At 74.4% G+C, this 4,019-nt stretch carries 5 protein-coding genes; 2 read left to right on the forward strand and 3 right to left on the reverse strand.

Translation table 11 applies throughout. The features are described from left to right. Positions 1–426 (forward strand): glycosyltransferase family 4 protein (locus Q1N79_RS09450; RefSeq protein ID WP_300606951.1); only part of this gene is annotated, 426 nt, incomplete at its 5' end. Positions 427–462: 36 nt separating this feature from the next. Next, positions 463–954 (forward strand): 8-oxo-dGTP diphosphatase, encoded by a 492-nt coding sequence (locus Q1N79_RS09455; RefSeq protein WP_300606954.1) that lies wholly within the window; start codon positions 463–465, stop codon positions 952–954. Positions 955–1,123: 169 nt separating this feature from the next. On the opposite strand, the gene Q1N79_RS09460 is transcribed toward Q1N79_RS09455, so the two are convergent. The 3 genes from Q1N79_RS09460 to Q1N79_RS09470 form a co-directional block, all read right to left on the reverse strand. After that, positions 1,124–2,278: a glycerate kinase gene (locus Q1N79_RS09460; protein WP_300606956.1), complete on the reverse strand. Its 1,155-nt coding sequence runs from the start codon at positions 2,276–2,278 to the stop codon at positions 1,124–1,126. A gap of 53 nt (positions 2,279–2,331) precedes the next feature. Next, the gene (allB, locus tag Q1N79_RS09465; RefSeq protein WP_300606961.1) at positions 2,332–3,663 is read right to left on the reverse strand and encodes an allantoinase AllB; all 1,332 of its coding nucleotides are present in this window, start codon (positions 3,661–3,663) and stop codon (positions 2,332–2,334) included. Next, on the reverse strand, positions 3,660–4,019 hold a 360-nt coding region (locus Q1N79_RS09470), incomplete at its 5' end, for a TIM barrel protein (protein WP_300606959.1). The genes Q1N79_RS09470 and allB, both read right to left, overlap by 4 nt.

Here is a 4,019-nt window from a genome sequence, read left to right on the forward strand (position 1 = left end):
GCCGGCGACGGCCCGCTGTCGGTGAGCCTGCAGTCCAGGGCGGTCTCTCTCGGGGTGGACGCGAGATTCCCGGGGCACCGCGACGACGTGCCCGCGCTGCTGGCGGCGGCCGCGGTGTTCGTGCTGCCCAGCCAGTGGGAAGGCCAGCCGCTTGTGCTGCAGGAGGCGCTGCGCGCGGGCGTGCCGATCGTCGCGTCACGGGCCGGCGGAATACCGGACCTCACCGGCAAGGGCGCGGCGCTCCTCGTGCCGCCAGGGAACCCCGTGAGCCTGGCGAACGCGGTCCGGTTGGTGCTCGAAGACCCGGCGCTGGCCGCCCGGCTGCGGGACGCGGCGGCCAAGCGGGGTGCCGCGCTCCCCACCGAGGACGAGGCGGTGACCGCCGCGCTTGAGTCCTACGCCTCCTGCGCGGGGGCGCACTCGTAACTGCCGCCGCGGCGCCCGTCCTGAGATACTGGCGTCGTGCCCCTCATCGCCACGTGCCTGTGCCTGCTCACCCGGATCGGCGGCGACGGCCAGCGCCAGGTGCTCCTCGGGCACAAGAAGACCGGCTTCGGCACCGGGAAGATCGTCGGGCTCGGCGGGCACGTCGAACCCGGGGAGTCCCCGGCCGACGCGGCCGCCCGCGAGGTGAAAGAGGAAGCGGGGATCGACGTGCCGCCCGCGGCCCTGCGCGAGGCCGCCTACGTGACGTTCCTGTTCCCTGTGTGCCCGCGGTGGGACATGACGGTCTCGATCTTCACCGGCGCCGACTGGACGGGCGAGGCGGCGGAGACCGCCGAGATCACCCCCGAATGGTTCCCGGTCACCGGCCTTCCGCTCGACCGCATGTGGGACGACGCGAGGTACTGGCTGCCGCGCATCCTCGCCGGGGAGCGGGTGCGCGCCACGTTCACCTACGCCGACGACTGCGAAACGGTCGCCGAAGCAACTCTCGCCCCGCTAGCCACGTGAACAGCCCTGCCCCATCGCCCGCGCCGCGTTGTCGCGAAGACTCATTTTATCGAGTAGAGATTTTGCACTTCCGGGTACACAAGTCTTCGTCCAGAAAAAAAGTCTTCGCGATCCGGCGTCTCCCGGCCATCCGCCGCGAGGCGACCGACGTCAACGGTCTCGGACGGCATCACCGAAGCCAGTCGGCGGCGATGTGCTCCGCGAGCCGCTCGACGAGCGGCCCCGCGTTCGCCATGGAGCGGCCCGCGTCGGGTTCGATGGCGGTGAGCGGATAGGCGGCCGCGATCCCGGCCGCGGCCAACTGCGCGGCGGACAGCGTGCACACCCCGGCGACCGCGACCGCAGGGACCGGCGGATCGTGCGCGGCGGCCGCGCGCGCCACGCCTACCGGGGCCTTGCCGCGCAGCGTCTGCGCGTCGAGCGCGCCCTCGCCGGTGATCACCAGCCGCGCGCCGTCCAGCTGCCGGCCGAACGAGAGCATGTCGAGCAGCAGCGCGATCCCTGGCCGCAGCCGGGCGCGCAGGAACAGCAGCGCCGCGAAGCCAAGCCCGCCCGCGGCCCCGGCGCCGGGCGCGTCGCGGGCGGCGTTCCCGCCCCGGCCGCACGCCGCCTCAGCCGCCTCAGCCGCCTCCGCCACGTCCGCCCAGCGCGCCAGGCCCGCCTCGAGCAGCTTGACGTCCGCGGCCGACGCGCCCTTTTGCGGCGCGTAGACCGCGGCCGCCCCCGACGGCCCGAGCAGCGGGTTGTCCACGTCGCTCGCCACGAGGAACTCGACGCCGGACAGGTCGGACATCCGTGACAGGTCAAGCGCGGCGAGCCGGGCCAGCGCCGCCCCGCCCGGCGCGAGCTCCCGCCCGCGGCCGTCGGCGAGCCGCGCCCCGAGCGCCTGCACCAGCCCGGCCCCGCCGTCCGTGGTGGCGACCCCGCCGAGGCCGAGCACGATCCGGGTGGCGCCGATCCCGATGGCCGCCAGGATCAGCTCGCCGACGCCGAAACTGGATGCCGTCAAGGGCGCGAGCGAGCCGGCCCCCAGCCGCGACAGCCCGCACGCCTGCGCCGCCTCGATGACCGCGGTCCCGTCAAGCAGCCCGAACGCGGCGGCGACCGGCCGCCCGACGGGTCCGGACACCCCGGCGACAATCCGCTGGTAGCCCGCCGTGACCGCCGCGTCGACCGTCCCGTCACCCCCGTCGGCGACCGGCAGCCGCACGGCATCGCCGGCGAAGCCCGCGCGCGCCAGGCCGCACGCGACCCGGTCGGCGACCTCGCCCGCGGACAGGCTGCCCTTGAACTTGTCCGGGGCGATCAGCACCCGCTCAGCCATGGTCAGCCTCTCGCGAAGGCGGCAACTGTCGCCACGAACAAGCACGCCGCCCATCACATCTCGCCGCCCCCGCGCCGCAGCAGACGCCCGCGCGGCGGCCCGGCAGCGTCGACTTCAACGCCGCCCAGCCATACCCGGGACACCCGCCCGGTCAGCGTCCGCCCCTCATACGGGGTGACCGGGTGCCGGTGCAGCAAATCCTCCCCCCGCACCGCGAACGACGCCACCGGGTCGAACGCCACCAGGTCCGCGTCACAGCCCACGGCGATCCGCCCTTTCGACGGCAGCCCCGCCAGCGACGCGGGGAACGCGGACATCCACCGGGCGACGTCTGCCAGCGAGTGTCCCCGCCGCCCCGCCACCGACCACACCGCGGGCAGCCCGACCTGCAGCGACGCGATCCCGCCGAACGCGGTCCTGAAGTCCCCGCCCGCCAGGTCCTTCAGGGCAGGCGCGCACGGCGAGTGGTCAGAGACCACGCAGTCGATCACGCCCGCCGCGAGGGCCCGCCACAGCGCCTCCCTGTTGGCCGCGTACCTGATCGGCGGGCAGCACTTGAACTCGGTGCGCCCGTCCGGCACCTCCTCGGCGGCGAAGAACAGGTAATGCGGGCAGGTCTCCGCGGACAGCAGGACCCCGGCCGCCTTGGCCGCGCCGATCAGCGCCGCGCAGTCACCGGCGGCCAGGTGCGCGATGTGCGCCCGCGCACCGGTCGCGGCGGCGGCGGACACCACGGTCTCGATCGCCCGCCGTTCGGCGACCGTCGGCCGGGACGCCACGAAGGCGTCGTAACCGGGCCCGCGGGGCGCGGTCACCTCACCGGGGTCCTCCGCGTGCACGATCAGCGGCGCGCCGTCGGCGGCGACGGCCTTCATCGCGGCCCGCAGCTCACCGCGGTCGAGCGGAGCGAACTCCGGCAGACCTGAGTCGATCAGGAAGCACTTGAACCCGACCGCGCCCGCGTCAAGCAGCGCCGAGAGCTCGCCGAGGTTTCCCGGCACCGCGCCGCCCCAGAACGCCACGTCCACCGCGCACTGGCCGGCCGCCGCCGCGGCCTTCGCGCGCAGCGCCGCCGCCGACGTCGTCGCCGGCACCGAGTTCAGCGGCATGTCGCAGATCGTCGTGATCCCGCCTGCCAGCGCCGCCCTGGTGGCGGTCGCGAACCCCTCCCACTCGGTCCGCCCCGGCTCGTTCACGTGCACATGCGTGTCCACCAGTCCGGGCAGCAGGGCAAGCTCGCCGAGGTCCACATCCGCGGCCGCGCCAAGCTGGGCACCGTAGGCCGCGATGTCCGCGATCCTTTTATCCCGAACGAGCACGGCCGCCTCCCGTACCCCATCAGGCAGCGCCACCCGGGTCGACCTGATGACCAGCGTCTCGCTCATAGCCACCCGAAACTGCCGGAGCTGTCCGCCGGGTCGGCAGGGAAGTACTCCAGCCCGACGCTGCCCGCGTAGCCCTGCGCGGCGAGCTGCGCGAACAGCGGCTCGAAGTCCAGCGTCCCGGTGCCGGGCGCGCCTCGCCCCGGCGGGTCGGCGATCTGCACGTGACCGATCCGGTCCCGGTGCCGCGACAGCACCCGCGGCACGTCTTCTCCCATCGTCGCGAGGTGGTAGGCGTCGGCGAGGAACGCGACGTTGGCCGCGGGCACCTTGTCGATCACCGCGAACGCGGCGGCGCTTGAGTCGATCGGGAACGCGGGAACGTCGACCGAGTTGATCGCCTCGACCAGGACGGACGC

The sequence above is a fragment of the Trebonia sp. genome, from assembly GCF_030042015.1.
In the GTDB taxonomy this organism is placed as follows: Bacteria; Actinomycetota; Actinomycetes; order Streptosporangiales; family Streptosporangiaceae; genus Trebonia.

Bases quoted from the DNA above. Each gene is read 5' to 3' on its own strand.
- allB (WP_300606961.1), bottom strand. From the start codon at position 3,663: ATGAGCGAGACGCTGGTCATCAGGTCGACCCGGGTGGCGCTGCCTGAT.
- Q1N79_RS09460 (WP_300606956.1), bottom strand. From the start codon at position 2,278: ATGGCTGAGCGGGTGCTGATCGCCCCGGACAAGTTCAAGGGCAGCCTG.